The sequence below is a fragment of the Methylobacterium sp. J-077 genome (assembly GCF_022829365.1).
In the GTDB taxonomy this organism is placed as follows: Bacteria; Pseudomonadota; Alphaproteobacteria; order Rhizobiales; family Beijerinckiaceae; genus Methylobacterium.
Genome location: NZ_JAKSYJ010000100.1, coordinates 1 through 771, shown reverse-complemented (window position 1 = coordinate 771; position 771 = coordinate 1). Strand labels below are relative to the sequence as shown.

The window sequence follows — 771 nt, the reverse complement described above, 5'->3', positions numbered from 1 at the left end:
AGGTCGCGGATCTCAAGCATCGCTCGTCTCCCGTACCGCGGCGGCTCGGTGGGCGGCCTCGCGGGCCGCACTGCCCTGGCCGAGATAGGCTTCGATCACCGCCGGATCGGTGCGGATCGCCGCTGGCGGCCCTTGCGCGATCAGGCGTCCGTGGTTCAGCACGGCGATGCGGTCGGAGACCGCCATGACCATCGGCATGTCGTGTTCCACCAGCAGGATCGTGATGCCGTCGTCGCGGATGCCGCGGATCAGGCGGACGAAGACCTGGGTCTCGGAGGCGTTCATGCCCGAGACCGGCTCGTCGAGGAGCAGCATCGTCGGGTTGCTGGCTAGCGCCAACGCTACGCCGACGAGGCGCTGCTCGCCATAGGCGAGCGCGCCCGCCTTCTCGCCGGCGCGCGCGGCGAGGCCGACCCGATCGAGCAGTTCGAGTGCCCGCCCCCGCGAGGCCCGCTCCGCGGCGCCGTCTCGCCCGAGCAGGGTGTCGAGCAGCCTCGGATGGTCCCCGGACGCCCCACGTCGGTGCAGGCCGATCATCACGTTGTCGAACACGGTGTCGTCGGGAAACACGCTGGTGCGCTGGAACGTGCGCGCAAGCCCAAGCCGGACGATCTCGTGGGGCTGGAGGCCGCCGAGCGGGGTGCCGCGGAAGCGCACCTGCCCGCGGCTCGGCTTCAGGAAGCCGGTCATCACGTTGAAGGCAGTGGTCTTCCCGGCCCCGTTCGGGCCGATCAGGCTGACGATCTCGCCTGCGTGGACGTCGAAATGCAG

1 protein-coding gene is annotated in these 771 nt (G+C 70.6%); it reads right to left on the bottom strand.

What is annotated here, in order from left to right; translation table 11 throughout:
* Positions 1-12: 12 nt before the first annotated feature.
* Positions 13-771, bottom strand: a 759-nt coding sequence (locus tag MKL11_RS08225; RefSeq protein ID WP_243942075.1) for an ABC transporter ATP-binding protein, incomplete at its 5' end; no start/stop codon positions are given.